Origin of the sequence: Kitasatospora sp. MBT63 (assembly GCF_000710465.2) — a bacterium.
Classification (GTDB): Bacteria; Actinomycetota; Actinomycetes; order Streptomycetales; family Streptomycetaceae; genus Kitasatospora.
The window spans coordinates 17,870-18,967 of record NZ_JAIZ01000742.1; the positions used below are offsets into that span (position 1 = coordinate 17,870).

2 protein-coding genes are annotated in these 1,098 nt (G+C 76.9%); both read right to left on the reverse strand.

Features of this window, described 5'->3' with window-relative positions; translation table 11 throughout:
- Window positions 1-4 precede the first annotated feature (4 nt).
- Window positions 5-592 carry a hypothetical protein gene (locus AA75_RS38785; RefSeq protein ID WP_033825154.1) on the reverse strand — a complete coding sequence of 196 codons (588 nt, stop codon included), beginning with the start codon at window positions 590-592 and terminating at the stop codon, window positions 5-7.
- 53 nt (window positions 593-645) lie between these two features.
- Window positions 646-1,098 (reverse strand): urease accessory protein UreD (locus AA75_RS52985; protein WP_233289378.1); only part of this gene is annotated, 453 nt, incomplete at its 5' end.

Here is a 1,098-nt window from a genome sequence, read left to right on the forward strand (position 1 = left end):
GCAGTCACGAGTACACCAGGGGGCAGCCGCGCCGGATCGAGTGCTGGGCCGCGCGCAGGAAGAGCGCGACGTAGAAGGCCGCGTCCAGGTCGGCGCCCCACGGGCCCGGGCGGACGGCGGCGAGCTCCTGGGCCGTGCCGTCCAGGAACCAGTTCGTCAGATCGAGGTTGTCGCACATCTGCGGCACTTCCGCGGGCAGCCCGACGGCGGCGGCCAGCCGCTCCGCGAGCGCCAGCACCTGCGGGGCTCCGGCCACCAGGTGCAGCTCCGGGTCGTCGGCCTCCAGCGGCACCCAGCAGTCCTCCTCCAGGGGGACCGGCAGCAGCACCGACCAGCCGCAGAGCGTCTCGGTCTGCTCCGGCGTCAGCTGCGCCTCGCACAGCGCCAGGAACCCGGCCATCGGCGGGACCAGCTTCTCCTCGAAGGCCTGCCCCGAGCCCCGGACGAAGGCCGGCTCCTCCGGGACGTCCACGTACGGTGGCCGCCCGCGCCGCACCAGCTCGGCGTTGACGGCCGTGGCGGCCACCGCCCATCCTTCCTCGTCCTCGCCGAACCACTCCGACCCGCCGATGCTCACCAGGTAGATCCCCATGGCCCGGACCGTAGGGCGTCCCACTGACAGCCGGGACCGACGGGCGGGCACGGTCAGCGGGCGGGCGCGGTCAGCAGGCGGCGCAGGGCCAGGGCGTCCGGGGCGAGGGCCGTGAGCAGGGTGGCGGCCGTTCCGGGGAGCATGAGCAGGGCGGCGTCGGCGTCGGGCGGGGGCGCCGGGGGTGCGGGCAGGCCGACGGTGAGCAGCTGGCCGAGGGTGCGGTGGCCGCCGAGGGAGGCCGGGCCGTCCCAGCCGGGGGCGCCCGGGCCGAGGTCGGTCTGCTGGTCGAGGATCGGGTACCCGGCCTGGTGGACTGTCAGCCGGGAGGTGAGGCGGCCGGGCGGTGCGCCGCGGGCGCGGTCGTGGTGGCGGCCGAGCACCTGCTCCTCGCGCAGGCGCAGGACGGCGCCGGGGGCCAGGGTGATGCGGGTGGTCAGCACCAGGTGGCTGCCGGTGGCGGCGACCACGGGTTCGGGCAGCCAGTCGAGGCGGGGGCCCCCCCCCCC

Bases quoted from the DNA above. Each gene is read 5' to 3' on its own strand.
- AA75_RS38785 (WP_033825154.1), bottom strand. From the start codon at position 592: ATGGGGATCTACCTGGTGAGCATCGGCGGGTCGGAGTGGTTCGGCGAG.